Genomic DNA, 23,808 nt, shown 5'->3' on the forward strand with positions numbered 1-23,808 from the left:
GTTAAGGGAGTGCCCCGTCGGGGTACTCCTTTAACTTTAATTACTGGTTTAATTACTGACCCAGGTAGTGTTCAAACCGCTGTTGGGCTTGTTCAATCGATAGGCTTTGTGTCCAGTATTCGATCAATGTATGACCAAATGCCCATGCGTTGCGGTCGGGGGAAGGCGGATTTTCTAGCAGCAGTGGCCAGAGCGATCGCAAGTCAAACTCTAACGCCTTTGCGCCACCCGGATTTAACAGAGAGAACAGATCATACGCCATCTGAAGTTTGCCAATGACAATAGGCAGTTGCTCAACCGGAATTTGTTCTGCCAGGGCAAAAGCCAGGGCGGGCGACCCAGTCGATAGGGTAGAGAGGAATTGCAGAATTGGACTTTTGAGGAATGCGGCTAGCCCTTGCGTGGTCGTCATTTGAAAGGTGTAGCGATCGATGATTTTGGCAGCGGCAATGGTGCGAGCATCCAGGTTTTGCAGAAAGCGGGCTAGCCGAAGCTGTTTGGCAGGGGCGATCGCTTCCACCAGTGAAACGGATAGCGCATCAGCATTCCAGGCGGCTCGACCCGTTTTAGAATCTGCGGTGACGATGGGCAATACCTGATTGCAAAACTCACCTAAAAGCTGAGCGCGATATTCGGTTGCTTCTCGAATTGATTTTTCTTTAGGGCGATCGCCCCATTGCCAGTCGTAGGGTGGTTCCCACTCGCGCAAAGGCCGCAGCCGATCGACTTGAGTGACGATGGCGATCGCGGGTAAATCACTCACTTCTGCCTGCATATCTTTGAGAAAGTCCACATCCATTTGCAGTGCCGGGTCAAGGGCAGGCGTGACCAGCAGCAGAAGATCGGCATCGTTGGCATAATCCAGCACCAACTCGCGAAACTCCGCTCGATCAGCCTGTTCATAGCCTGGGGTATCCCAGAGAGAAAGCATTTCCCCGAATTCGGTTTTCCACTGGTAGTTCTGAATCTGGTCGGTGCTGGGCAACATATCTACCACAGCCAGGTCAGCCTGAAACAGTGTGTTGATCAAACTGCTCTTTCCCGCTCCGGTGCGCCCAACTAGCAGAATGCTGACGGGCTTTTGCTCGACCGTTTCAATCGATTCTGCCTGGGTCAGGATTTCTCGTAGCGTTTGAGTTTTTGCTTTAGGAAGCGCAGGTTCTGGTGCCGGTGCCACTCCTGGTAAGGTGCCTGTAGAACCGCTGTAAAGGGCGATCGCCTGCTGACACAGATTCCGCAATGCCGCCTCGCGTAAAAGCTGGCTCAAATTCACCAATAGCTGCTGGGTGGCGCGATTGTTGTAAGGCTCCGTCGCCTGCCTTGCTGCCGCCGCGACCGGATTGAGCAACCACTGCGCCCAGTTCCAGACTCGCAACAGTTTGCGGGCGGATGGCTCCAGCTTGCGATACACCTCAAATGCCTGGTATGCCTGCCCAACGGTAAGTTGATTGAGCGCTGGAGAGAGCTTTTGCATCCACCCGTCCAGGTCGTCCACCGTGCCGCGAATTAGCCCGTATGCCTGGGGAACGTAGATGTTGAGCAAAGGATACCGCACTTCGGGATGGTAGATGTGGGCGATCGCCACCACCACATCCTGACAGCGCCGCCAAAACGTTGCCCAATCTTCCCACACAGGCAAGTCAGTCTGCGTTTCCTGAAGAATCTTTTGAAGTGCTGCTTCTGCCTTGCGGGTTGCCTCATTCGCTGACAGGGCGGGAGACGGCTCAGGAGCAGATTCCAGCTCTTCGCTTACTTCTGCCAGTACTGCTTCGACCTGTTTTAGAGCAGGCTGCGTCCAGCGCACTAGCAGCCATCGCCAACCGACAAACAGCAAGATAAACACGCCCCAAATCCAGTTAATGCCCCAGGCGTGAATCTGCCATCCCGCTGCTGTCAGTAAAAAAGTTGCAATTATGGCGATCGGAAGTGCCAACACCGCCCACTGCCACCGCTTTAGTCGCACCATTGCCCTATGCCAAGAAACTTGTCTCCAGTGTATGGAAGTTTTGAGCGATTGATACCAAATCCGTCTATGGAGAGGGTAGCAGCAGCGGCAGGGGCGAAGCATTCGGTCACCCACTCTGCAACTTCATTACAATCTCTCTACCGAATGCTTCGCCCGTACACAAAGATAGGGTTCCTTTACAAGATGAATTCTGCATAACGTGCAAGATTTAGCCATTACAGCAAGGCATCAAGCCATATCAGCTAAGTATTGAGCGATCGCAGTCAAGCACGAGCACAAAACCCCTACGAAATGATTCTCATTCCAGACATATGAATAACTGTTCATACATTCTAGAATTGTGTTAGAGTTCGTAAAATTTTTCCTCCAGCACTTCATGCAACGGCTATGACTCAAACTCCAGCGCTTAAAACTCAGCAGATGCAGATAGGTGGCATGGACTGTGCAAGCTGCGCCGCAAAGATTGAGACAGCCTTGCAAAAAGTAGCGGGTGTGGTTGAGGTGTCGGTCAGTTCTGCAACTGAGCGCTTGATCGTTTCCTATGACCCGCAGCAGGTGAATGAATCAACGCTTCGCGATCGCATCACCGCTCTGGGCTACACCATTGTCACTCCTACAGCACACTCTCACGCCAAAACTCATCACTCCCAAGATCACGAGCATAAACACGACCATCATCACGGGCATGACGATGAACATCATCACGACCACGATCACCACCACGGTCATGGAACCGGCGAGTTTGCGCTCAAGACAGAACTCCTTCCAGTGCTCATAGTCGTGGCTCTTTTAGTCGGAGGCATGATTTTTGAGGAGGTTCTGCACAACACCCCCTACAGCTTTGGAGAATACGCAGTCTTCATTCCTGCTTATCTAATTGCGGGTTGGACGGTGTTAAAGATTGCTGGACGCAACATTCTCAGAGGGCAGGTGTTTGATGAGAACTTTTTAATGACCATTGCAACGGTGGGAGCGATCGCCATTCACCAACTGCCTGAAGCTGTTGCCGTGATGCTGTTCTATCGGGTTGGAGAGCTATTTCAGGAATACTCGGTGGGGCGATCGCGCCGTTCGATTAAAGCCTTGCTAGAAGTTCGCCCTGACACTGCCAATGTGAAAGTAAATGGTTTGATCAAAGCTGCCTCACCAGAAACGGTGAATGTCGGTGAACTCATTTTAGTTAAGCCAGGTGAGAAAATTCCGCTGGATGGTGAGATTTTGGAGGGCAGTTCTCAGGTTGACACTTCAGCACTAACGGGAGAATCTGTTCCACGCACGGTCAGAGTTGGAGAATCTGTTTTGGCAGGCATGATTAATCAGACTGGAGTGTTAACGCTTCGAGTCACAAAGCCATTTGAAGAATCTTCGATCGCCAAAATTCTAGATCTGGTCGAAAACGCTACGGCTAAAAAAGCACAAACTGAGAAATTTATCACTCGATTTGCCCGATATTACACGCCTGTGGTTGTGATTTTGTCGTTGGCGATCGCCCTCTTTCCTCCCTTGCTAATCCCTGGTGCAACTCACGCAGAGTGGATTTATCGTGCTCTAGTATTGCTCGTCATTTCTTGTCCTTGTGGGCTGGTGATCAGCATTCCGTTGGGCTACTTTGGAGGCGTAGGAGGAGCCGCCAAACGGGGAATTCTTGTCAAAGGTTCGGTATTTCTTGATGCCCTCACCGCTGTCAAAACTGTTGTTTTTGATAAGACTGGAACGTTAACTCAAGGAGTTTTTAAAGTCACTCAGGTTGTGACAAAAAATGGGTTTTCAGAGTCAGAATTGCTCACCCTAGCAGCAAAAGCTGAATCTCACTCTAGTCATCCCATTGCTCAATCGATTCGAGCGGCATATGGTCAACCAATTGACGATGCGGATATAACCGATTACGAGGAAATAGCAGGCTATGGTATTCGGGCTAAGGTAAACAATCAAATCGTGTTAGCAGGAAGCGATCGCCTCCTCCACCAAGAAAACATTGATCACGATACCTGCCAGGTAGAAGGAACGGTGGTTCATCTAGCAGTAGACAATCACTACGCGGGTTACATTCTCATTGCAGATGAAATTAAAGAAGATGCAGCACAAGCCATCCGAGATCTCAAGCGAGTTGGCATCAAGCAAACCGTGATGCTGACAGGTGATAACAAACAGGTTGCTCAAACTGTAGCCAGACAATTGGGTTTAGATTCCTATATTGCTGAGTTATTACCCGAAGGCAAAGTTGAGGCAATTGAAAGGTTATTGAGTCAATCTGGTAAAGACAAAGTTGTCTTTGTCGGAGATGGCATCAACGATGCACCCGTGATTGCAAGAGCTGATGTTGGAATGGCAATGGGTGGGCTAGGTTCCGATGCTGCAATTGAAACGGCAGACGTGGTGATTATGACCGATGCGCCATCCAAAATCGTAGAAGCGATTCAAGTTGCCAGACAGACCCGCAAAATTGTGGTGCAAAACATTGTGTTAGCAATGGCAATTAAGGGGCTATTTATCATTTTGGGAATATTTGGCGTGGCAACACTCTGGGAAGCTGTTTTTGCTGATGTAGGTGTTGCACTGCTGGCAATTCTCAATGCCAGTCGAGCGTTAAAGCTGAACGAGAACGCTTAATCTTGCACAGCCGACATTTATCTGACCTTTACTCTGACTCTTTGTCAATATTCGAGTGGCGCAAGATCTGGTTCGGGATAGTGAGGTTGATGGAAAAAAATTGCCGTTAGGGGAACTTATTCCCCTAACGGCAACATCGACAAAATATCGGGACTCGACGCTATAGGGAGTTACACCGTCGAACTGGGTGCCCTGAATACAAAACTCGCTGGTCTGCTCCATCACAGTCAGATTGGTGAAGTCCAAACACTAGTTCTGGGGGACTGGTGTTTGGTCGTGCGCTTAGAAGAGCGCCTTCCTGCTCAGTTAGATGAACCGATGCAAAAACGACTGTTACAAGAGCGATTTGAAGAATGGCTGCGATCGCAAGTTCAAGCACTCAACGAATTTGACCAGCGCTGGTTTGGCATAACTCCAGAGCAGCAGACTTCTTTGTAGAGAAGGACTGACTTACATCAGGTTCCGATTAAGTGTAGAGGTCAAACATCACCTTCCGGTTTAGGAAGAAACGCTATCCAAATCCAACTTCCATTCATGCTTCAAAAGATTCTGATACATCGTCTTCTGAGACATCATAAGTCTGTGTTGTTCAACCAAAAATTCTTGCGCCTGCTCATGAGACATCTGTTTTACCTGATCTGCAAAGATCCGGAGGCTAAATTCTTGATCTAAAGTGAGTTCAATTGATTGGTTCATAACTGCCTTCTAATAAAAAACAAAAGCTTTGAATCTAGTAACGCACTAACGGTTTTAAAACTTGAGCCGAAACTGACTGATCACACTCAGCATTTGAGAGAGGTGAATTAATCTATGTGAGCGTGAGCATTAAGTTTTCGCCAATCAGGAACAAATTTTTGACTTATTTATTGCGCTATGTAAACTAGTATAACAAATTATTTACATAGTTTCACAATCTAAATCAAAAGATGCAACCTCATAAAAACGGGATTAGGGTGATTGAGCTGATAAAAAAATCCACCTGCTTATGTTGAATAAGCGGTGGAAGTTAAAGCAATCAAGCGATCGCACTCTGCAGAATAAGAGCAAAATCAAAAGGCATTAGTGAAAGTCTATTTTGAAGAGCCAAATAGCCCTGATGTTCTTCCATCATGCTTTTTGAGGTCTTTCTTCTGTTTTCGGGTTTCATCAGAAACGGCTTTTGGTTTTTTAGGTTCTTTATTGCTTTTTCTTTGCTTTGACATAAGATCTCCTCAATCAAAATTTTCAACATACCTTAGACAAGGATTAGCAGTACTACTTAGCTAACTGCGCCTCTAACCAGCGGCAGATTGTTGATCAATCACCTAGACAATTGGCAGATTCTAAATAATCCTTCAAAACTTCATTGGCATCCATTTTGGCTGCCTCGCAACGTGTAGCGTTGTCGCTGTTTATATCTCTATTCTAGTTTGCAATGACTTGCTTAAACGCCCATCTGAGTGATTAGTTATGTGTAGTTCCATTCGGCATTTTAGTTTTGCTCAACCTTGCTCTATCCATATTTACTCCTTGAATATTTGCCCCCGTTAAATCTGCTTCACCCAGATATGCCCCATCTAAATTTGTGTGGCTAAGATTTGTCTGCCGTAAATCCGCACCCGTCAAATCTGCACACCGCAAATCTCCCCCGCTCAAATCTGCTCTACCCAGGTTGGCTTGCCGCAAATCTGCCCCCCCTAGATTGGCTCCGCTGAGGTCTGCCCCACTCAGATCAGCGTGAGTCAAATCTGCTCCACTGAGGTCTGCCCCACTCAAATCAGCGTGAGTTAAGCAAACTTGAATCATTTCTGCATTAGCTAGGTTGGCTTGATTCAGCTTTGCTTGGTTGAGATGAGCCTCAGTCAGATCTGCTCCACGTAAATCAGCCCCAATCAACTCGGCTCCAATCAGCGTTGCCCCAATTAACTTTGCATTGGTTAGGCAGACTTGAACCAGGTTTACATGACTAAAATCTCGTTGTCCTGTGGAGTAGAGTCTCAAAATCTCTTGAGCATCCATAATTTTGTCCTTCGATCGAGTTGGTTTTATTAAGGTGAATATCGAGTTGAAATAGCATCTTCGAGCTATCTAAGCGCTTCACGAAATGTAGAGATAAAAATATTGAGTTGGAAGCGATCGCACACAAATCCTATGAAACGCATGGATCGTGAGAACCGAACTTCAGCAGAGCGCTTGCACTTCTCACAACCCAGCCACAATCAATTGGCCCAAAACTAGGAAATTAGCGACGTACTAAGGTCAACAGTTCCCTGGGTGAAGCCAGCAGATCAATCGCGACAAAGAAGATTTTGCCTTCCGGATCAAGCAAAAACCGCCATGCAATATTCATGCCCACGCTACTACCAAACCAGGGAGTTTGAACCTTGCCAGTCACTTTGATTGGGGTATACCCCTCTTCCACACTTTCCACAACGCCCTGCTCGGGCATCAGCTTCAGCCCCTGGCATTCCTCTCGCATATACGCAAGAATCAAGTCGCGACCCAAGATTGGTTTTTGAAAGGGAGGCTGTAGGGCACCATTGGGCGCAAATAGGTCAACAGCGACCTCAAAGTCATTAGCGTTCATATTGTCGATGTAGCTCAAAACTGTTGGATGAGTTACACCTTCAATTTGGATTTGGGTTCGGTTTGCCATCTCCGTGGGTATCACAACCGGATCAGCAACCTTTTTAGGACTGTCTAAATCCTGCGAGTCAAACCCCATATTGACTACGGTGCTGCGGAGAATAGTGATTTGCTGTCCCGGCTCAGCATTCTTAATCGACTTCAACACCGCATTTGCCTGAGAAGAAAGCTGATAGCCCTGAGGAATCGGAGCGACAAGTCCTTTTTCCATCCATTCTCCCAACTGATTCCAGAAGCCGAGTTTGATATTCATGGTGAAAGAACCATAGGTCCGGCAAATGGGTGTATCCGCATGGTTGGTTAAATCACACATCACCTGCGTTTGCTCAGCAGGTGACATTTGCTTAATCTGGTCAAGAGTGCTCTGAGCAAACATCATGTTGGCGGCACCCGGAGCTGCAATAGTGATCGTTTTACCCATCTCAGTGAAGGCAAACCAAATTAATGCCAGTTGGTCTTCTGCTTTGAGTTTGTCAAATTGCTCAATTGTTTTTGGAACAACAGCAGAAACCTTGGTATCAGGAAAAATAGAGCGAGCAGATTCGGTTGTAAAAGTCATAGAAAACTCCAAAATTTGGACTACATTGAATCTGTCAAAAGTGATAGATGGATGTAACTGTTCCATGCAAGGTAGAACAGTTTCAGGAAAAGGAATACAGCTATATCCGTAAAAGCTTAAAGGTTGACAGTTAGATTGTATTGAGTGAATGATGACAGCAAGCTGTTTAAGTTCAGTAGAACAACTTGCTGCAATCTACCCAGGCTATAAATTCCTAGCTAGCAGCCAATGCAACGAACCTTATTGAAGCGACAGAGAGTACAGTTCCCGTTCTTAGAGAAGCATAGTGTCGCTGTTGTTGTCGTAAAGAATATGCTGAAACAGAAATGATGGGCTCAGTTGCGTAGTTATTGATGAGACCTTCATCGTCTGAGATGTAACCAACCGTAAAACGAGTAGCAATCAGTCGAGCGCCATCAGAGCGAATATTAGCTTGGACTTCAGCCGAAATTTGTTCACTACCATCGCTACGATGCTTTTCAGGAAGGTTGAAGGTTTTCCCTCGGCTTTTGGTGTAGCTCGTGGGTGTCCTTTTGCAAGCCTTACAACATCATCATAGTCTATTCAATGGTGATTGAATTACGCTAACAGAGTGCCGACCACGGCATCAACTGTGCAAAATCATACACTCTATAGGTTGTGGTTATTAAAAACAAAATTAATCCATTAGTTGAAGCTGCTGAAATCGCAAAGCATCTGCAAGGCTTTTCCTAGGCTGATCGAGGTGCTATCAACTCAGTGGCTTTCGATTCGATGGGTGAATCATCAATTAGTTGAGCTTCAATTTCATCTCGCACAATTTGACGGTAGTCGATGAAGTGTTCTAGATGCGCGCAATTAGTCAGGTAGTGTTTGAATACGCCTGGATTATGCTGAATGATTGAAAACAACTGCTGCCAAAACTGCCAGCGGGTGTTGCGTTTTAACCCTTGTCGCCAGCAAATAATGAACAGGGCTCGCAGGTCTATGAGTGCTGGCAGCTTGAATTTTTTCTTATGAGGTTTGGGTTTCATGTCAATGAAATGGCGATAGACCCGTGCCAGGTAGCGATCGGGTTCATATAAATCCCAAAAGCAGCGGACATATTCGTGAGCAATCTCTACTAGGGGACGGGTAGGAACAAAATTAATTAACGTGGTTTGATGAATATTAGCCTCCCCCGTTTCGAGTAATCTTCCTTCTTTTTGCAAGCGCTGCGATAGAGCAGTATTGGGTAAGGCTTGCAGCATACTGAAATGAGCCTGGGGAATAGCCGTAGCTTCCACAAAGTCAATGATGCGATCGCCTGCCCCTGATTTCTCGCCATCAAACCCAATAATGAATCCTGCCATCACTCGCAGTCCCGCTCGATTGATAGTTTGAACAGATTCTATTAGCGAGTTGCGCGTATTTTGAAACTTTTGAGTCAGAGACAGGCTATCAGTATCTGGAGTCTCAATTCCCAAAAAGACAGCACCGAAATTTGCAGCAATCATTAAATCTAGCAATTCCTGATCTTGTGCCAAATCGACAGAGGCTTCGGTTGAAAAACTGAAGGGATAGCCCCATTCTGTCATCCAGGGAGCTAGTTCTCGCAGCATTAGCTTGGCATTTCGTTTGTTGCCAATGAAGTTATCATCTACAACGAAGATCGATCGCCGCCATCCCAAGTCGTAGAGCTTTTGCAACTCTGCTAAGAGTTGCGCGGGTGTCTTCGTGCGAGGTTTTCGTCCATACAGCACAATAATGTCGCAGAATTCACACTGATAGGGACAACCCCGCGAAAACTGGACTGACATATCGCTGTAAGCGTTTAGGTTGAGCAGATCAAATCGCGGAAGAGGGGTAGTTGTGACATCTGGTTTTTCACCATTGGAGCGAAAAACTCCTGTAGTCTCTCCTCGTTCCAGAGCTTCGACTAATAGGGGTAAGGTAATTTCACCCTCATCTAACACCAAAAAGTCGGCTCCAGCCGCTCGTGCAGCATCAGGAACAGAAGTAACGTAAGGGCCTCCAACTGCAACTCGTTTGCCCCGTCGCTTTGCTGCTTCAATCAGATGCAGCATGTCTTCTTTTTGCACAATCATGCCGGAGACGATCACCAGATCTGCCCAGTACCAATCTGCTTCACTCTCATAACCAACATTTCGGTCTACCAGGCGAAACTCCCAAGTTTGAGGCAGGATAGCTGCAACAGTGGTCAAACTCAACGGCGGCAGAGAAACTTTGCGCCCAATCAGTTCAAGAGCCTTGTCGAAAGACCAGAATGATTTTGGAAAAAGAGGATAAAGTAACAAAACTCGCATGGTACTGCTTTTATTAATTGCCATAGTGTTTCTAATCCATAAGAATTTAGCCTAAGAAATCCAGCCTAAAAACTTTAATTAAAAAGTTTTTTGAAGACCGAATCCGTCATCAAATTGCAAAGATTTGCAGTCAATTTTTCTTGATTTTGTCTTATTAATTAGGAATGAATAGATTTCTAAGTAAGATTCTAACGATGCTTCAAACAAAACACGCTCTTCGGGGAAAACGACCCGCTCAAAATGACACTTCACCCCACCATCACCCGAATGACTTGAATATTGTTTGTGTCATTCATGTGATAGCAAAGGATCTGAGCAGCTTCTTGAGAAGATTCAGTCGTTAAAAGAGAAAGCAAGTAAGTCATGATTTCGAGTTGAAGCTAAATTTAGATGAAGCATCATTTTTATACTGTTAAGCAACATCGCATAGGAACGATTGAAATAATGTTGATGCAGGTGTTTGAATTGTATGAGTTGCATCAGAACGTATTGAAATTTTGCAATCAGAATTGGTACTGCTAAAAGTCTGTCAACAACGGCCGGGCTAATAGCAGTAACATTCCCGTGAGATAAAAGAAGGGTCTATTTGCGTCCGTTGATCCAGGTGACTACAGCGATCGAAGCAAGTAGAAAACCAACTGGAGACAAAGACTTCATGCATCGATACAACTGACTTCAACACTCGAACACAATGTGCTCCAATCTTGAAGGTTAAGCGGATAGGCAACACTGGATAGGAGTGTCAGTTTCCAGATCTCCTGGACAAAGCGGTTAAGGTCAATAGGCTTGAGCAAATATGCTTCAACCTCCAATCTCCGCTGTTGAGCAAAGCTTGTGAGAGAACTAGCCGAAGTAACCATGATTGGGAGCATTCTGCCCGTGCTGAGCGTAAAATGCCTGACGTGTTGAATGAGTGGATGAATGCTTTCGCCCAGAAATCTTATGTCGCAAATCAGAATGGTAGGAATGTACCAGTCTAAAAAGTCTAATGCAGATTTGATTGAGCTAATTGTGGTCACTTTTGCCCCATAGCTTTCTAGTAGACAAGCATACAGATCCCTGCTGTCGCGGTCGTTGTCTACTACAAGGATTTCCACATTTTTAAGTAAACCAGGATTAAGCAAGAGTTCATTCGTTATCGACATATTGATTCCTCGCTTGTAATGATGAAGATTGGAGCAAATGAACTGATACGACAAGCTTGTTTAAGTGGCAAATGTAATTCTGTCTTTTATGACTGGTATTACCTGGTGACAATGCCTACAACGCCAGTAAAACCTACCAAAACAAACATGACGGAGCAAAACATTTGAGCAACACGGGCATAGTCGTCTACTACTCATAAACTGATCAAGATTAATAGGATCAGCTTGCCAATCCCCCCTTAGAAAGGTTTGTTTGGACAACTGTTTCAGTAGCCTTGTGTGAGGGGTCATTGAATCATCCGTATTCTGAAACTTTGCATTCTAAACCTTGGGTAAAGCGGGTTTAGCTGGCTTTTCTAGTACTTTGAAGCGGTGCTGTTTGATTTACTGTAAGACTTGATTGACTACAGCTCGATTCGGGATGGAATAACGCAATAAGAGAAGTTTGTCAGCGCTTCAAGTCTTGCACTGAACCCCTGAGGAAATGAAATTAGATACAGCTATTGAAGTGCGTTAATCAAGTAGTCAAAGTAAGAACCAACTTCAGTGGACTCTTCTGGCGACAATATTGTGGTTGTGGCACCTTTCATTGCCCGCACGCCTTCAGCTACAGCATCAATGGGAGTGCCGAGAGAATGATACATTTGGCGGACTCCAATTACCCCAATTTCCTCAAGAGGAGTTGTTTCTCCAGCCGCCACGCTGTAGGTCATTAAGCGCAGGTAGTAGTCTAAATCTCGCAGGCAAGTCGCAGTCATAGCCTCACCATAAGCGTTACCACCGGGTGAGACGAGGCTGGGACGACGCTGGAATAATTGGTTGGCGGCTTGCTTAATAATGCGATCGCGACTTTCCGTTAAAACTCTGACCAGTTTCAGGCGGCGATCGCCACTCACCACAAAACGCTTGATTTGCTCCGTCTCTCCCGGTGTGAGATAGCGACATTCGGCATCAGCATCCACGATTAATTTTTTGATAACACTCATGAGTCAGCTCCTTAAAGATTGAAATGAAAGCCGAATCTAGTTCGCCAACCCCCAATTAGTCTCACGGATTGGCTCGTTTACTGCTCTCGGTCAATCACCAAGGTGACAGATCAGCGTTTGATTTCGTGAATGAGTTGATTAACTCCAACATAATAGGTTAGAAATTTTTTGAATTCATGCATCAAAGACTAGGCTGGCGATCGCTAATTTTCTTCCTATAGCTGGGATCAGCAGTGCGGAGTAAGATGTCCCAAAAGGTAAAATACAGCCCGTAATGGGTAGTGTACTTGAGATGATGAATGGAATGATGGGCAGGCCCAATAAACCACCGACCAAACCAATGGTGAGGAAACGAAGCGGGTAAGCGATCGATCCCAAGATGGTTTAGTGCCGCCCATACTGTCATCGTTGTGAGAACAGCAAGCAGCGTGACGAAATGCAATGGCATCACAAAGATGATGCCGACCAGGAAAAGCGACTGAACAACTGCCTCTAAGGGGTCAAAGGCAAATGAAGTCCACGGGGTAGGATGGTGCGATCGATGATGTCCCTGGTGCAGCCAGGGAAAGAGATCTGGGTGGTGAAATAAGCGATGGGTAAAGTAAAAGTAGGTATCTTGGAGAACTAACACCGCGACATAACTCATCCCCAAATACCACAGCCCATACTGTTGAGGGTGGCTATACAGTCGAGTAATGCCCCAACTGTAAGCGGATAGAGTAAATGCTGCCGCCAGCGCAAACACCCCTGCTGAAAGAACAGAGAGTTGAATATCGCGTTGAATCGATCGCCAAGAAGGAGTCCGGTGTTGCAAGTTACGATCAACAAAGGATTGACTGAATCGCGAGTAGAACAATAAGTAAGTTCCTCCTGCCACCAGAAAATATCGCAACAAAATAATTCCAAAAGAAGCAATACCGTAAAATCCAAACGAGTGACTGATCAATTTAATCTCCTTGCCATTCCCGATCCTCTAATTCCTTTTGAGGCAGCAGCAATGTAGTTTCAATCTCTTGCCGGATTGCTGCTGTGACTTCACAGTTACTATTCAAGCAATCGACTAGAAGCTGATTGGCATCGTAGTAGCTTTGCAGCACTTGCTTTTGCTCAGGGCTAAACTGCCAGGAATGGTGAATATTTCGGTAATCGGCAGTTGTGTCCCGCAATTGTTTTATCCAGGCAGAATAGTGAGTTTGCCACCAAACCTGAAACCGTTCTTGATTTTGATTAGGAGAGGGTAACTGGTCTCTCAACTGTTGGAGCGACTTGTAAAATCCCGCATCTAAAACCATTACCATAATGTTGTTAAGTGCTTCGCCACACGCATTCGCATGGGCAAAATCCTGACTGTGATTAATGGCACACTCTAGCAGTAAATTGTCTAATGCCGCATCTAAAAACATCCCTTGATCAAGGGTACTAGCTAAAGCAAAGTGAGTCGCTGTATGGGGATTTTGGGCAAGAGCAAGGTAAAACGCTCGTGAAGTTGCAACTTTGGGTTGAGATGAAAGGGTTTGGGATTTTTGACTAGCCCACATCAAAAATTCCTGCAAATAGGGGTCTTGAGCAACCAATCCATCAATCTGTTGCTTCATCAACTGCACCAGGGAATCGGCACTCCGCAACATGGCAGCTGTCAACAAGAAAACTTCGCGCCAATGCTGATCGGTAATGTGGCTGACCAGTCCTCCCAGGGTTTGCTCTAGTGCCCGCAAGTTGTGGCTGGCAACAATTTTGCGTGCCGTGAAGTATTCTTGAAATGCCAGATAGGAAAACGAAAAAATTCCTCTTGCCCGCTCGGTCAGTAACCCGTGCTGTGCTTCGATCGCATTTAACATGGCCTCGCTTTCGAGTTGCAATTCCTCTGGCTCTAAGGGCGCACCCGGCAAGTTCCGCAAATAGTCACCGATATATTGCTCGATCGTGCGCTGTTCAAAGAAGTATTGCCCCTGTTCAAAGGTCACTGCTGCCAACTGACTCAGCAGCCTCAGTTTTTGGGGCAACAAAAACCCTCGATATACATCATCGCGTTCAACTCCTTTCGATTCATCCCATTGTCCCAGCAGCAAATCTAACCCTTGTTTATAAAACTCACTCCGCTTAGTTGGAAACTTTTCTTGACCATGAAACACCCAGCAGGCGAGATGCAAAAACAAAGGTGTGACCACCAGTTGACGAAACTGCCAATTTTCTGGCAAGTCTAGCTTCTGGATAAACTGAGCAGCCTGCTCCTGCCCTGATCGAGCCGTCGTTTGGGTGAGTGCCAAAAACCACTTTTGCGCGAAAATGATAATTTGAGCTTGAGTAAAGGGAGCAATTTCTACATCCGTGAACCCTTACAGCTGCAGCCGTTGGGCAGCAGTGCGGCAGGAGACAACAAATCGGTTGCGGTGATATTGGTTAGAGAATTTGCGAATTTCTCTTAGAACTGCTGTAATGTCTTGGTTCAGCACTTCATCCATGCCGTCCAACAATAGCAAAACTCGCCCCGCTTGCAGCAACGTTTCCAGCACCGACGGGTTTGAAATTCCAGTGGTGAGAAAGGTCTGACGGATGTAGCTTAAGAGGCTGAACTTACCTGTATCTCTGGATTCTTCAGCAAAATCTCTCAGGGCAATGAAGATTGGCACTTGATGGGCAGCAAACTCACCTTGGTTGCACTGAATCGCTAGATGCTGCAAAAAAGTGGTTTTGCCTACGCCTGGTTTGCCCAACACTCTAAGCTTTGAGTAGGTTTCAACCGCCTGCATTCCCGGTATTTGCTTTTGCTCAACCGCTCCCAAGCCTACACGATCGAATTCGGTGGGCTTCAAGTTTTGCAAATCAGCAATTTCAAACCACTGTTGACTGGCAATTTCCTCCAAAATATTCACATCTACATAGATGTCATCCAGGCTAACTGGATGGCTAATGTCGAGCAACTGCAAGATTCCACATTGGTTTTGAATGGTATCTCGATGTTGCGATCGCACCTGTTGCGCCAACCGATCAATATCTAGCGGAACAGTCTCACCTACCTCTCCGGGTTCTGGAAAATCCACAGGCGGATTTTCCGAAATTTCTCGCCAATCTAAGTCAAGGATCGAGCAGATGGATAGAAAAACCTGGCGATCAACAGGTTGCCCCGTAAAAAATCGCCAGATCGGTTGGCGGGTCTTTAGGTTGACCTCCCCTGCCAAATTTTCCTGAGTCCACCCTTTGAGGGCAAAGGCTCGTTTAGCCTGTTGAATGTCAGAAGGGGATACTCGGAGCGATCGCTTGACCATAAAATAAATAGCTCATATCTTAGGCTGAGAAATTTAAACTTTTATAAAAAATAGGCATTTCACGGGTTCTTTTATGTTACCTGCCTTTCAAGGTAGTGAAATAATACATATCCTAAAGACACTGCGTTAATTCTCATCCGGTTGAAATCAAATCAAACATTTCGGCTGCAAAAAATAATCCCTGTTTTTCTAGAAAACTCTCTCAAAGTTCTTTTTTGCTCCTCGCTTCAGTATTTTCGCTTGATTTGGCTTTTACATCATCAGGAGGTAGGCTAACGTCAAATTTCAATTTTGTAACGAATTAAAACATGGCGATCGCAATCTTATACCCCTAATTTTTTTGCCAAATAGATCTGAGAACTACACTAGAGAAAGGAAATCCCGATAAATCACGATCAGGAAGCAATTTTGAACACTCTGAGGAAGACATGCAGGTTGGCGTAATCTCTGACACACACGGGCTGTTGCGCCCTGAAGCAGTAGCGGCTCTGGCAAATTCTGAGCTAATTCTTCATGCGGGGGATATTGGTAACCTGGAAGTTTTGGCAGAGTTGGAAGCGATCGCCCCTGTAGTTGCAGTGCGTGGCAACAATGATACGGATGAATGGGCAAAGGCGATCAGCGATCGCCAAACTCTCAAAATTGAAGATATATCCGTTCACATTCTGCATATTGGGCGAGAATTCAATCTGTTTGGAACCACCGGTGTGCAGGTTGTGATTAGCGGACATTCCCACAAGCCGTCGATTGTAGAAAACAATGGAATTCTTTTTCTCAACCCAGGAAGTGCCGGGCCACGACGATTTAAGTTACCGATCTCAGTGGCTCACCTGCGCGTAGAGGGAAAAGCTGTCCACGCAGAAATTGTGGAACTGGCCGTATAAAGTGAGTTTTTGAGTGACTGATTCAATGTCCGACCTCTCTCCCCAAAGTGTTGCTGAGCAGCTTCTGGCTGATTTTCGCCAAGAGCAACAACTGGTGAATCTCATCATCCAAGGATGCATTGAACATCGTTGGGCAGTTGGAGAAGCAGAAAAAGAGATATCCAAAGCAATGATTTACAATGCCTTCGAAACCTATGCGGTTGAGCGAGGGATTTCCCTAGAGCAAGCAGAACAATTCTGTGAACAGCATCTAGATGAGTTGATTCAACGAGTGCAATCAGCCCTTTGATTTGTTTGGAAATTTAGGAGCGCCCCAGCAACTTAATTTTCAATTGTGCTCCTCATTCAAAACCTCCTGTTGAATTGGCAACTCGATGATAAATTCAGCTCCTTGCCCCGGTGTGGAAATACACTGTAAGTTTCCTCCATGCCTTTCGGTGATAATCCGATAGCTAATTGATAGTCCTAACCCGGTTCCCTTACCGACCGATTTAGTCGTGAAGAAGGGGTCAAACAATTGCCGTTGAGTGATTTCGGAAATACCTGACCCATTGTCTGCAATCCGAATAGCAATCCGTTGAGAATTGAGCCTCTGGGTTCTGATCCAAATTGTTGCTGATAGCTCCGGATGTAACTGAAAGTGCTGCTGATATTCCTCTAGTGCATCAATTGCATTGCTCAAAATATTCATAAAGACTTGATTAATTTGTCCAGCATCACACTCCACTAAAGGCAGCTCACCATAATCTTTGATGATAGTAATGCCAGCAAATCCTGACTTTGCTTTGAGTCGGCTTTGCAGAATTAGCAGCGTACTTTCAAGTCCCTCATGTAGGTCAGATGGTTTGAAAGTTGCGCCATCAATGCGAGAAAAATTTCGCAATGCCAGAACGATCTCTTGGATGCGATCGACTCCAACCTGCATAGAGGACAGCAGCTTGGGCAGGTCATCTATCAAGAAATCCAGGTCGATTGAGTTAGCTTCTGCCTGAATTTCGGGTGCAGGGCAGCAATAGTGTTGTTGATAGCGCTCCAGCAACCCCAGTAAATCATGAATGTAACTGTTGGCATAAGTGAGATTGCCCGCAATGAAAGTTAGGGGATTATTAATTTCATGGGCAACGCCTGCGACAAGCTGTCCAAGAGAAGACATCTTCTCGCTGTGAATGAGCTGAGTTTGAGTTTCTTTCAGTTGCCATAGAGCTTGTTCTAGCTGCTGAGCGTATGTTCGCAGATAGTTTTCTGAGCTACGCAGTTGCAGTTCCACCTGATGACGTTCTGCCATTTCTGCCAACAGTTCTTCATTGGTTTGTCTCAAGGCAATGGTGCGCTGTTCAACTCGCTGCTCTAACTCTTCTTTGGATTGACTCAATGCTTGCTGAGAGTGTTCCAATGTGACTAACAACTGATTGAGCATCCTAATCAAACGGGACAGCTCGTCGCGACCACCCTCCTGTAAGCGCAAGGATAAGTCTTCGGTATCACGAATATTGCTAACTTCCCGGCTCAGCCTGGTTAGTCTGGATAAAACGAGCTTTTCTAGTAGCACTAGGGTGACGATGCTAAACAGCAAACCAGTAGAGAATAGGACTTGAATCAAGTACCTCCAGCTTCTTAGCCCCTTGTGATAAACGTCTCGCTCACTGTCTACCCGTATCAGCAGAGCAGGATTGTTGTAGATGTCGCGGATTTGAGTATAGCCAGCAATGCGATCGCGGCTTAGGGGTTCTACATAAATGGATGAAGAGTCACCTAGAGCCATCTGTGCTGCCCGAAAGTCCTCAGGCAAGGGCTGTTGTGCAGGAAAAGCAGCGATCGATAGGTGAGTTAATGCTTCCAGCTTCTTAAATTTAGATGCATCCAGGCATCGTCCAAAAATTAAAGTGCCTCGTATGGGGCCAGAGCGATCGCTGCGTCGAATCGGTTGTGAGGCAACTAGAAAGGGGGCTTCGGGCAGCATCAGAATGCCGCTCAGTTTGCTCTCAAGTTCAGCGTGACGCGCCAAACGGGGATGATTAGTCAGGTGTTCTTGTAAGCCTGAGGGCAAAGGAGTGACTTCATGCTTTTGAAGATCAAAACCTTGAGCAAAAACAATCTTCCCAGCTTGGTTGATGTAAACAACAAGATTTAGTTTGAAATTAGCAATGGAACTGTTATCTAAATTTCCTGCAATGTATGCTGCGTTGCGATCTTCAATGAACTGATAGGTTTCATCCCAAGGCGACCAATCCCCTACCATTGCCTCTAACTCTGCCATATCATTGGCGATCGCATCTGAGACTCGTTGAACATTCTGGTAAGTCTGCTGTATTTCAACCCGTTCAAACCCGGTCAACCAAATCCGGGAGAGAACCAGCGACAGCACCAGCAGCAAACCCAGCAAAGTAGCCGCAATGATCAAGAGCGTCTTGTGGCGAAGCGTCACAGCATTAGTTCCTTACCATTACGGCAATCTCGTTCTGCTTGACTTAACCTTAAGTAGATGAAAAACCCTGCTCAATCAAGCGTTCTATCGCACCCGCTTTCATATAGAACATAACTGAGGTACTTTACCTGAACTGATACCTATATTTGCTCTTTCGCTATGAAAATAGAACCTACTGATATAACCGATATATTAGCTAACCGAAACCAAGCAAGAAGGGATCTATCAAGCTAGTTCTCTAGTAGGTCGCACACTGATCTAGTTTCTAGTTTGAATCTAGCTTGTTGCGGGTGTGAACGGGCTTTCTCCTACAGAAAGCTTCACTTGTTCGTCTAACTTGGACGCAATTTCTTGCAGAGATGTAAGCGGCGTTGGATGATTTGGGTGAATGATAAACACGGTGTTGAGCATTGCACCTCTGCGAAATAGCCCGATGTCTGCTGCACCGATCGCCTCTACTGTTCCTCTAAACCCAACTGCTGAATCACCAATACCTTTTAATTCCAGGAATTCTAAATCTGCCGGTTTTTCTTGCCCCAACAGTTGAGATAATGCATCTGGATTGCTTAACATGGCATCCAGAAATGCCTCACCAAGAGCAGAATTTGACTCACTATCCCCAAAGATATTGCTGATTGGCGATGAGGTCACACAAACCCGTTCAATGATCTCACCGTCTTGCTGCAAGGCAAAGGCATATCCCTGAGCTTCAGCCGTCTCACAGTTGGCGATCGCCCCAGAGGAGCCGTTTTGCATCTCCTCACTCGAATAGTAAGTAAACCCAGGCGGCAAGTCCTCTAGAGTGAGTAGCGGTGTAGATGCAGATGCCCAAACAGCCTGATTAGACAGTGAGAAGGTCAAAACACAGGTCAAGCAGATCAACAGAACTGCAAAAGTGAGTATTTTAGCTATCGGTTTAACCATTAATTTTTATACACTCACAGGCGAAATTTAGATCTTAACGTTTGAAGAGAGCATATTAAGTTCTGTGCTTTATGATGAACACCTTCATCCCTCTCAATTTATGGTTATGAATCTATTGAAACCGATTCTTCTGAGAAGTAAAGTTTCACTCCTGACTGTCGCTCTGTGGGGTGTGGTTAGCCCGATCGCCCTTGCTTTTTCTGATACACAAAGCCATTGGGCAAATCCTTGCATCAACCAACTATCGAGTCAGCATCTCGTCAGTGGCTATCCTGACAACAGTTTCAGACCCCAATCGACGCTCACCCGTGCAGAGTTTGCGATTCTGATGCTCAATGCCTTTCCACGGGTTGAGCCAACTCGACAAGCGCCTGCTTTCAGCGATGTGCCGACTAGCCACTGGGCGTATCGGGCAATTCGAGATGCTTATGCGCGGCAGTTTTTCTCTGGCTATCCAGATGGCAGCTTTCAACCGTCACAGCCAATTCCTCGGACTCAGGCGATCGCCATCCTCGCCAATGCCGCAAACATGAGTAGCTCTGAAGCAGCAGAAGTAACCCTACACCGATATTTTGACGATGCCCAGCAGGTACCAGCTTACGCACGACGGGCGATCGCCGCGGGAACCGTTGGACGCATTGTGGTCAACTATCCTAATGTGCGTCAGCTTCGCCCCAATCAGCCTACAACAAGAGGTGAAGTAGCAGCGCTGCTGTGTCAGACCCTTAACTTACCGCGTACCGTTCCTTTGGAATATGTGGGGGGCGATCGCAGCCTGTTTGCAATTCCACCCGAGATGGGTGGTGTGTCTCACTTTTCAGCAGGCTTAGCAACTGTTTACGTAAATGGCAAGCTAGGCTACATGGATACGCAAGGAACCATTGTGATTCAACCGCAGTTTGATGAAGCGTTGCCCTTCTCAGAAGAACTGGCGGCTGTTCGGGTAGGAGAGCGTTGGGGCTTCATTGATCGAACTGGGCAACTCGTCATTCAGCCGCAGTTCAACTATGTTCCAGAAGGCTTCTCAGACGGACTGGCGAGAGTTTTTACCAATAATGGTGAAGTTGGCTTTATCGATAAGACAGGGCAGTTTGTGATTCAGCCCCGACTGTATAGCACAACTGCTTTTTCGGAAGGGTTGGCTAGTTTTAGCGTCAATGGCAATTGGGGCTACATGGATAAGACAGGGGCGATCGCCATTGAACCTCAATTTAGGGACGCGAAAACTTTTGCTGACGGATTAGCCCCTGTGCAGATAACCAGCGGCTATTGGGGTTACATCAATCGCAGCGGTGAAATGGTGGTTGAGCCCCAATTTGCTAATGCTGAACCTTTTTCTGAAGGCTTAGCCGCCGTTGAAATGAATGTAGCTGATGCGCCCAACCGCTGGGGCTACATCGATCGCAACGGCAATACCGTGATTCCAGCCCAGTTCTATCTTCCCAATTACGAATTCCGAGGCAGTGTATTGACTGCTTTCTCGGGTGGCATCGCGATGGCTCGTATTGGCGATCAAGTTGGTTTTGTCGATCGCTCCGGTCGATGGACCGTAATACCTAATGCAGTGGCTCTGCATAGCGTTTCGGCAGGTTTAGCAAAGGTGAACGTCGGCGGCACCTGGGTTAGAGAACAAACGGGTTGCACTCACAGTGACGGCTGTTTTTACAGCATCAATTTGCAGGGAGGCAAGTGGGGGTACATTCGAGTGCCTCGATAAAATTAGCGAATGTCCCTGTAAGGGCTTAGCGTTCGGGCAAAGAATCTCGGTCTATTCCGGAGCTATCCGCCGAATGCCGAGCCCTTACATATCTTGGGTTACGATTCAGCTTTTCAAACATCGTCTACCCCAAAAACAGCTTATAAGCCGGATTTTGACTCTCATCCCAATAGCGATAACCCAGGGCATCCAGGAAGGTTTGCCACTCCTCCATTTCGTGGGGTGGCACCTGCATTCCCACGACAATTCGCCCGTAGTCTGCACCGTTGTTGCGGTAGTGGAACATGCTGATATTCCAGTTGGGGTGCATGGAGCCGACAAACTTCATCAGGGCACCAGGACGTTCAGGAAACTCGAAGCGGTAAAGCAACTCGTGGTGAGCTAAGGGCGATCGCCCACCTACCATGTGCCGCAGATGCAGTTTGGTTAACTCATCATCGGTCAGGTCAAGGGTTTTGAAGCCTTTTTCCTCAAAGATTTCAGCCATCCGAACGGCATCGGCTCGGTTCTCAATTTGTACACCCACAAAGATGTGGGCTTCTTGCTCATCGGCAATCCGATAGTTAAATTCGGTGAGATTGCGTTTGCCAATACATTCACAGAAGTTACGCAGGCTGCCCCGCTCTTCAGGAATCGTGACGGCAAAGATAGCTTCGCGGCGTTCGCCCAGTTCTGCCCGTTCTGCCACAAACCGCAGGCGATCGAAGTTCATATTTGCGCCACAGGCGATCGCGATCAGGGTTTGCTCTGTAATTTGCTCTCGCTCAACGTAGGCTTTGGCAGCGGCGATCGCCAGTGCTCCAGCAGGTTCTACGATCGATCGCGTGTCTTCAAACACATCTTTGATTGCAGCGCAAATATCATCGGTTTCTACCAGGATGATGTCATCTACATATTGCTGGCATAGGCGAAAGGTTTCTTCACCCACCTCCCGCACCGCAACTCCATCGGCAAACAAGCCAACCTGAGGCAATCGCACCCGATGTCCGGCTTTGAGCGATTGATACATTGCGTCTGCATCAACGGGTTCAACCCCAATAATTTTAATTTCAGGACGCAAGCGTTTTACGTAGGCGGCAATTCCAGAGATCAAACCGCCACCGCCAATCGCCACAAAGATTGCATGAATGGGTTTCTGACACTGTCGCAACAGCTCCATTCCAATCGTGCCCTGTCCTGCAATCACATCCGGGTCATTAAACGGGTGAATAAAAATCAGTCCTTTTTCTGCTTCTAGCTGACGGGCATGGGCATAGGCTTCGTCAAAAGTATCGCCGTACAGCACCACTTCTCCGCCTCTGGCTCTGACTGCATCGACCTTGACCTGAGGAGTGGTGACGGGCATGACGATAATCGCTCGTGTACCCAAGTGTTGAGCGGCAAGGGCAACTCCCTGAGCATGGTTTCCCGCAGAAGCGGCGATCGCTCCCTGCGCCAGCACGTCTGGCGGCAGTTGCGCCATTTTGTTATAGGCACCCCGCAGTTTAAACGAAAACACCGACTGCATATCTTCCCGCTTCAGCAACAGCCGATTGTTCAACCGAGCAGACAGATTTGGCGCATAGTCGAGCGGCGTTTCCTGAGCCACATCATACACACGAGCAGTCAGGATACGTTCCAGGTAGTCAGGCATGAGGAGATGAGGTTTGCAAATGCTTAATATAGGCAATTCTACTCTATAGAAGGGGTGCCTTATCCAAAGGTAAACTGCTTTAGACTGAAGCAAGAAATATCAGTCGCTAAAGTGCCGTGATGAGTCAGCTACAGGCAAAGATGCCAACCGACACTTGGGTGAATGCGTCCTGGGAGGAGTACCTTCAGGTCATTGATGATCCTGCCCATGCGGAAACCAAAGGCTATTACTACAACGGACGCATGAGGCTCGAAATGTCTCCTCTTGGTAATCCCCATTCACGCGATCATTTCATTGTGATTAGTGCGATCGCCCTGTTCGCGAGTGTCCGAGGAATTGACTTAGACGGACATGACAACTGCACCTATCGCAAAATGGGCTGTGAAGAGGCTCAACCCGACGTTTCTTTTTACCTGGGTGCGAATGCAGAAGCAGTACCCTGGGAAGCAACAATTATCGACCTGGATGTCTACCCGCCGCCTGATCTAGTGGTTGAAGTCGCTTATTCTTCTTTAGCAGATGACAAAGGTGAGAAACGGCTGTTGTACGAGGCGCTAGGGGTGCGAGAGTACTGGATCATCGACGTGCAGAATGTGCAGATTATCGCCTTTGAGGTGCAAAACGGAGGTAGTCGTAGAATTGCCCAATCCCAAGTTTTTTCAGGGTTAGACATAGGACTACTGGAGGAAGCACTGCGTCGCAGCCGCCATATGAATCATGGCAAAGTGAGTGCCTGGCTCTTATCTCAGCTTTAAGTTATCTCATACTAATTCTCTTTAAGGC

18 protein-coding genes and 1 pseudogene are annotated in these 23,808 nt (G+C 46.8%); 6 read left to right on the forward strand and 13 right to left on the reverse strand.

Annotated features, from left to right (window positions below):
- Positions 1 to 52: 52 nt before the first annotated feature.
- Entirely contained in the window at positions 53 to 1,966 is a 1,914-nt protein-coding gene (locus tag H6G00_RS24015; RefSeq protein ID WP_190798662.1) for a GTPase family protein, read from the reverse strand.
- 387 nt (positions 1,967 to 2,353) lie between these two features.
- Between H6G00_RS24015 and H6G00_RS24020 the strand changes: the two genes are divergently transcribed.
- Together H6G00_RS24020 and H6G00_RS24025 are read left to right on the forward strand one after the other, a co-directional pair.
- Entirely contained in the window at positions 2,354 to 4,576 is a 2,223-nt protein-coding gene (locus H6G00_RS24020; protein WP_190798663.1) for a heavy metal translocating P-type ATPase, read from the forward strand.
- A 276-nt stretch (positions 4,577 to 4,852) separates the two neighbouring features.
- Complete coding sequence (locus tag H6G00_RS24025; protein ID WP_190798664.1) at positions 4,853 to 5,014, forward strand: hypothetical protein; 162 nt, start codon at positions 4,853 to 4,855, stop codon at positions 5,012 to 5,014.
- Between the two features lie 60 nt (positions 5,015 to 5,074).
- On the opposite strand, the gene H6G00_RS24030 is transcribed toward H6G00_RS24025, so the two are convergent.
- From H6G00_RS24030 to H6G00_RS36800, 9 genes and pseudogenes are all read right to left on the reverse strand, one after another.
- Positions 5,075 to 5,272 (reverse strand): NblA/ycf18 family protein, encoded by a 198-nt coding sequence (locus H6G00_RS24030; protein ID WP_190641516.1) that lies wholly within the window; start codon positions 5,270 to 5,272, stop codon positions 5,075 to 5,077.
- 374 nt (positions 5,273 to 5,646) lie between these two features.
- The gene (locus tag H6G00_RS36260) at positions 5,647 to 5,778 is read right to left on the reverse strand and encodes a hypothetical protein (RefSeq protein ID WP_277881948.1); all 132 of its coding nucleotides are present in this window, start codon (positions 5,776 to 5,778) and stop codon (positions 5,647 to 5,649) included.
- A 241-nt stretch (positions 5,779 to 6,019) separates the two neighbouring features.
- On the reverse strand, positions 6,020 to 6,574 hold the full coding sequence (locus tag H6G00_RS24035) for a pentapeptide repeat-containing protein (RefSeq protein WP_190641515.1): 555 nt from the start codon (positions 6,572 to 6,574) through the stop codon (positions 6,020 to 6,022).
- A 223-nt stretch (positions 6,575 to 6,797) separates the two neighbouring features.
- Positions 6,798 to 7,760 (reverse strand): orange carotenoid protein N-terminal domain-containing protein, encoded by a 963-nt coding sequence (locus H6G00_RS24040; RefSeq protein ID WP_190798665.1) that lies wholly within the window; start codon positions 7,758 to 7,760, stop codon positions 6,798 to 6,800.
- Positions 7,761 to 8,470: 710 nt separating this feature from the next.
- Positions 8,471 to 10,045, reverse strand: a complete 1,575-nt coding sequence (locus H6G00_RS24050) for a B12-binding domain-containing radical SAM protein (RefSeq protein ID WP_190798737.1) — start codon at positions 10,043 to 10,045, stop codon at positions 8,471 to 8,473.
- A 653-nt stretch (positions 10,046 to 10,698) separates the two neighbouring features.
- Positions 10,699 to 11,190: a response regulator gene (locus H6G00_RS24060; protein WP_190641512.1), complete on the reverse strand. Its 492-nt coding sequence runs from the start codon at positions 11,188 to 11,190 to the stop codon at positions 10,699 to 10,701.
- 500 nt (positions 11,191 to 11,690) lie between these two features.
- Positions 11,691 to 12,176: an allophycocyanin gene (locus H6G00_RS24065; protein ID WP_190798666.1), complete on the reverse strand. Its 486-nt coding sequence runs from the start codon at positions 12,174 to 12,176 to the stop codon at positions 11,691 to 11,693.
- Positions 12,177 to 12,357: 181 nt separating this feature from the next.
- Positions 12,358 to 13,122 carry a sterol desaturase family protein gene (locus tag H6G00_RS24070; protein ID WP_190798667.1) on the reverse strand — a complete coding sequence of 255 codons (765 nt, stop codon included), beginning with the start codon at positions 13,120 to 13,122 and terminating at the stop codon, positions 12,358 to 12,360.
- Between the two features lies 1 nt (position 13,123).
- Positions 13,124 to 15,442, reverse strand: a pseudogene (locus H6G00_RS36800) (NACHT domain-containing NTPase).
- A gap of 428 nt (positions 15,443 to 15,870) precedes the next feature.
- On the opposite strand from H6G00_RS36800, the gene H6G00_RS24080 reads away from it, so the two are divergent.
- The gene (locus H6G00_RS24080) at positions 15,871 to 16,326 is read left to right on the forward strand and encodes a metallophosphoesterase family protein (protein WP_190798668.1); all 456 of its coding nucleotides are present in this window, start codon (positions 15,871 to 15,873) and stop codon (positions 16,324 to 16,326) included.
- A 25-nt stretch (positions 16,327 to 16,351) separates the two neighbouring features.
- Complete coding sequence (locus H6G00_RS24085; protein ID WP_190798669.1) at positions 16,352 to 16,615, forward strand: hypothetical protein; 264 nt, start codon at positions 16,352 to 16,354, stop codon at positions 16,613 to 16,615.
- Between the two features lie 39 nt (positions 16,616 to 16,654).
- Here the strand turns inward: H6G00_RS24085 and H6G00_RS24090 are convergent, their stop codons facing one another.
- Both H6G00_RS24090 and H6G00_RS24095 read right to left on the reverse strand, forming a co-directional pair.
- Positions 16,655 to 18,751: a CHASE4 domain-containing protein gene (locus H6G00_RS24090; protein ID WP_190798670.1), complete on the reverse strand. Its 2,097-nt coding sequence runs from the start codon at positions 18,749 to 18,751 to the stop codon at positions 16,655 to 16,657.
- A gap of 276 nt (positions 18,752 to 19,027) precedes the next feature.
- A complete protein-coding gene (locus H6G00_RS24095; protein WP_190798671.1) occupies positions 19,028 to 19,675 on the reverse strand; it encodes a hypothetical protein in 648 nt (215 codons plus the stop codon).
- Positions 19,676 to 19,781: 106 nt separating this feature from the next.
- Between H6G00_RS24095 and H6G00_RS24100 the strand changes: the two genes are divergently transcribed.
- Positions 19,782 to 21,392: a WG repeat-containing protein gene (locus tag H6G00_RS24100; protein WP_190798672.1), complete on the forward strand. Its 1,611-nt coding sequence runs from the start codon at positions 19,782 to 19,784 to the stop codon at positions 21,390 to 21,392.
- A 124-nt stretch (positions 21,393 to 21,516) separates the two neighbouring features.
- Here the strand turns inward: H6G00_RS24100 and ilvA are convergent, their stop codons facing one another.
- A complete protein-coding gene (gene ilvA, locus H6G00_RS24105; RefSeq protein ID WP_190798673.1) occupies positions 21,517 to 23,025 on the reverse strand; it encodes a threonine ammonia-lyase, biosynthetic in 1,509 nt (502 codons plus the stop codon).
- A 119-nt stretch (positions 23,026 to 23,144) separates the two neighbouring features.
- Here ilvA and H6G00_RS24110 point away from each other — a divergent pair, with 119 nt between their 5' ends.
- Positions 23,145 to 23,780: a Uma2 family endonuclease gene (locus tag H6G00_RS24110; RefSeq protein WP_190798674.1), complete on the forward strand. Its 636-nt coding sequence runs from the start codon at positions 23,145 to 23,147 to the stop codon at positions 23,778 to 23,780.
- The last annotated feature ends 28 nt before the right edge of the window (positions 23,781 to 23,808 follow it).

Origin of the sequence: Leptolyngbya sp. FACHB-541 (assembly GCF_014695875.1) — a bacterium.
In the GTDB taxonomy this organism is placed as follows: domain Bacteria; phylum Cyanobacteriota; class Cyanobacteriia; order Elainellales; family Elainellaceae; genus JAAUTN01.

Bases quoted from the DNA above. Each gene is read 5' to 3' on its own strand.
- H6G00_RS24015 (WP_190798662.1), bottom strand. From the start codon at position 1,966: ATGGTGCGACTAAAGCGGTGGCAGTGGGCGGTGTTGGCACTTCCGATC.
- H6G00_RS24020 (WP_190798663.1), top strand. From the start codon at position 2,354: ATGACTCAAACTCCAGCGCTTAAAACTCAGCAGATGCAGATAGGTGGC.
- H6G00_RS24030 (WP_190641516.1), bottom strand. From the start codon at position 5,272: ATGAACCAATCAATTGAACTCACTTTAGATCAAGAATTTAGCCTCCGG.
- H6G00_RS36260 (WP_277881948.1), bottom strand. From the start codon at position 5,778: ATGTCAAAGCAAAGAAAAAGCAATAAAGAACCTAAAAAACCAAAAGCC.
- H6G00_RS24035 (WP_190641515.1), bottom strand. From the start codon at position 6,574: ATGGATGCTCAAGAGATTTTGAGACTCTACTCCACAGGACAACGAGAT.
- H6G00_RS24040 (WP_190798665.1), bottom strand. From the start codon at position 7,760: ATGACTTTTACAACCGAATCTGCTCGCTCTATTTTTCCTGATACCAAG.
- H6G00_RS24050 (WP_190798737.1), bottom strand. From the start codon at position 10,045: ATGCGAGTTTTGTTACTTTATCCTCTTTTTCCAAAATCATTCTGGTCT.
- H6G00_RS24060 (WP_190641512.1), bottom strand. From the start codon at position 11,190: ATGTCGATAACGAATGAACTCTTGCTTAATCCTGGTTTACTTAAAAAT.
- H6G00_RS24065 (WP_190798666.1), bottom strand. From the start codon at position 12,176: ATGAGTGTTATCAAAAAATTAATCGTGGATGCTGATGCCGAATGTCGC.
- H6G00_RS24080 (WP_190798668.1), top strand. From the start codon at position 15,871: ATGCAGGTTGGCGTAATCTCTGACACACACGGGCTGTTGCGCCCTGAA.
- H6G00_RS24085 (WP_190798669.1), top strand. From the start codon at position 16,352: ATGTCCGACCTCTCTCCCCAAAGTGTTGCTGAGCAGCTTCTGGCTGAT.
- H6G00_RS24095 (WP_190798671.1), bottom strand. From the start codon at position 19,675: ATGGTTAAACCGATAGCTAAAATACTCACTTTTGCAGTTCTGTTGATC.
- H6G00_RS24100 (WP_190798672.1), top strand. From the start codon at position 19,782: ATGAATCTATTGAAACCGATTCTTCTGAGAAGTAAAGTTTCACTCCTG.
- ilvA (WP_190798673.1), bottom strand. From the start codon at position 23,025: ATGCCTGACTACCTGGAACGTATCCTGACTGCTCGTGTGTATGATGTG.
- H6G00_RS24110 (WP_190798674.1), top strand. From the start codon at position 23,145: ATGAGTCAGCTACAGGCAAAGATGCCAACCGACACTTGGGTGAATGCG.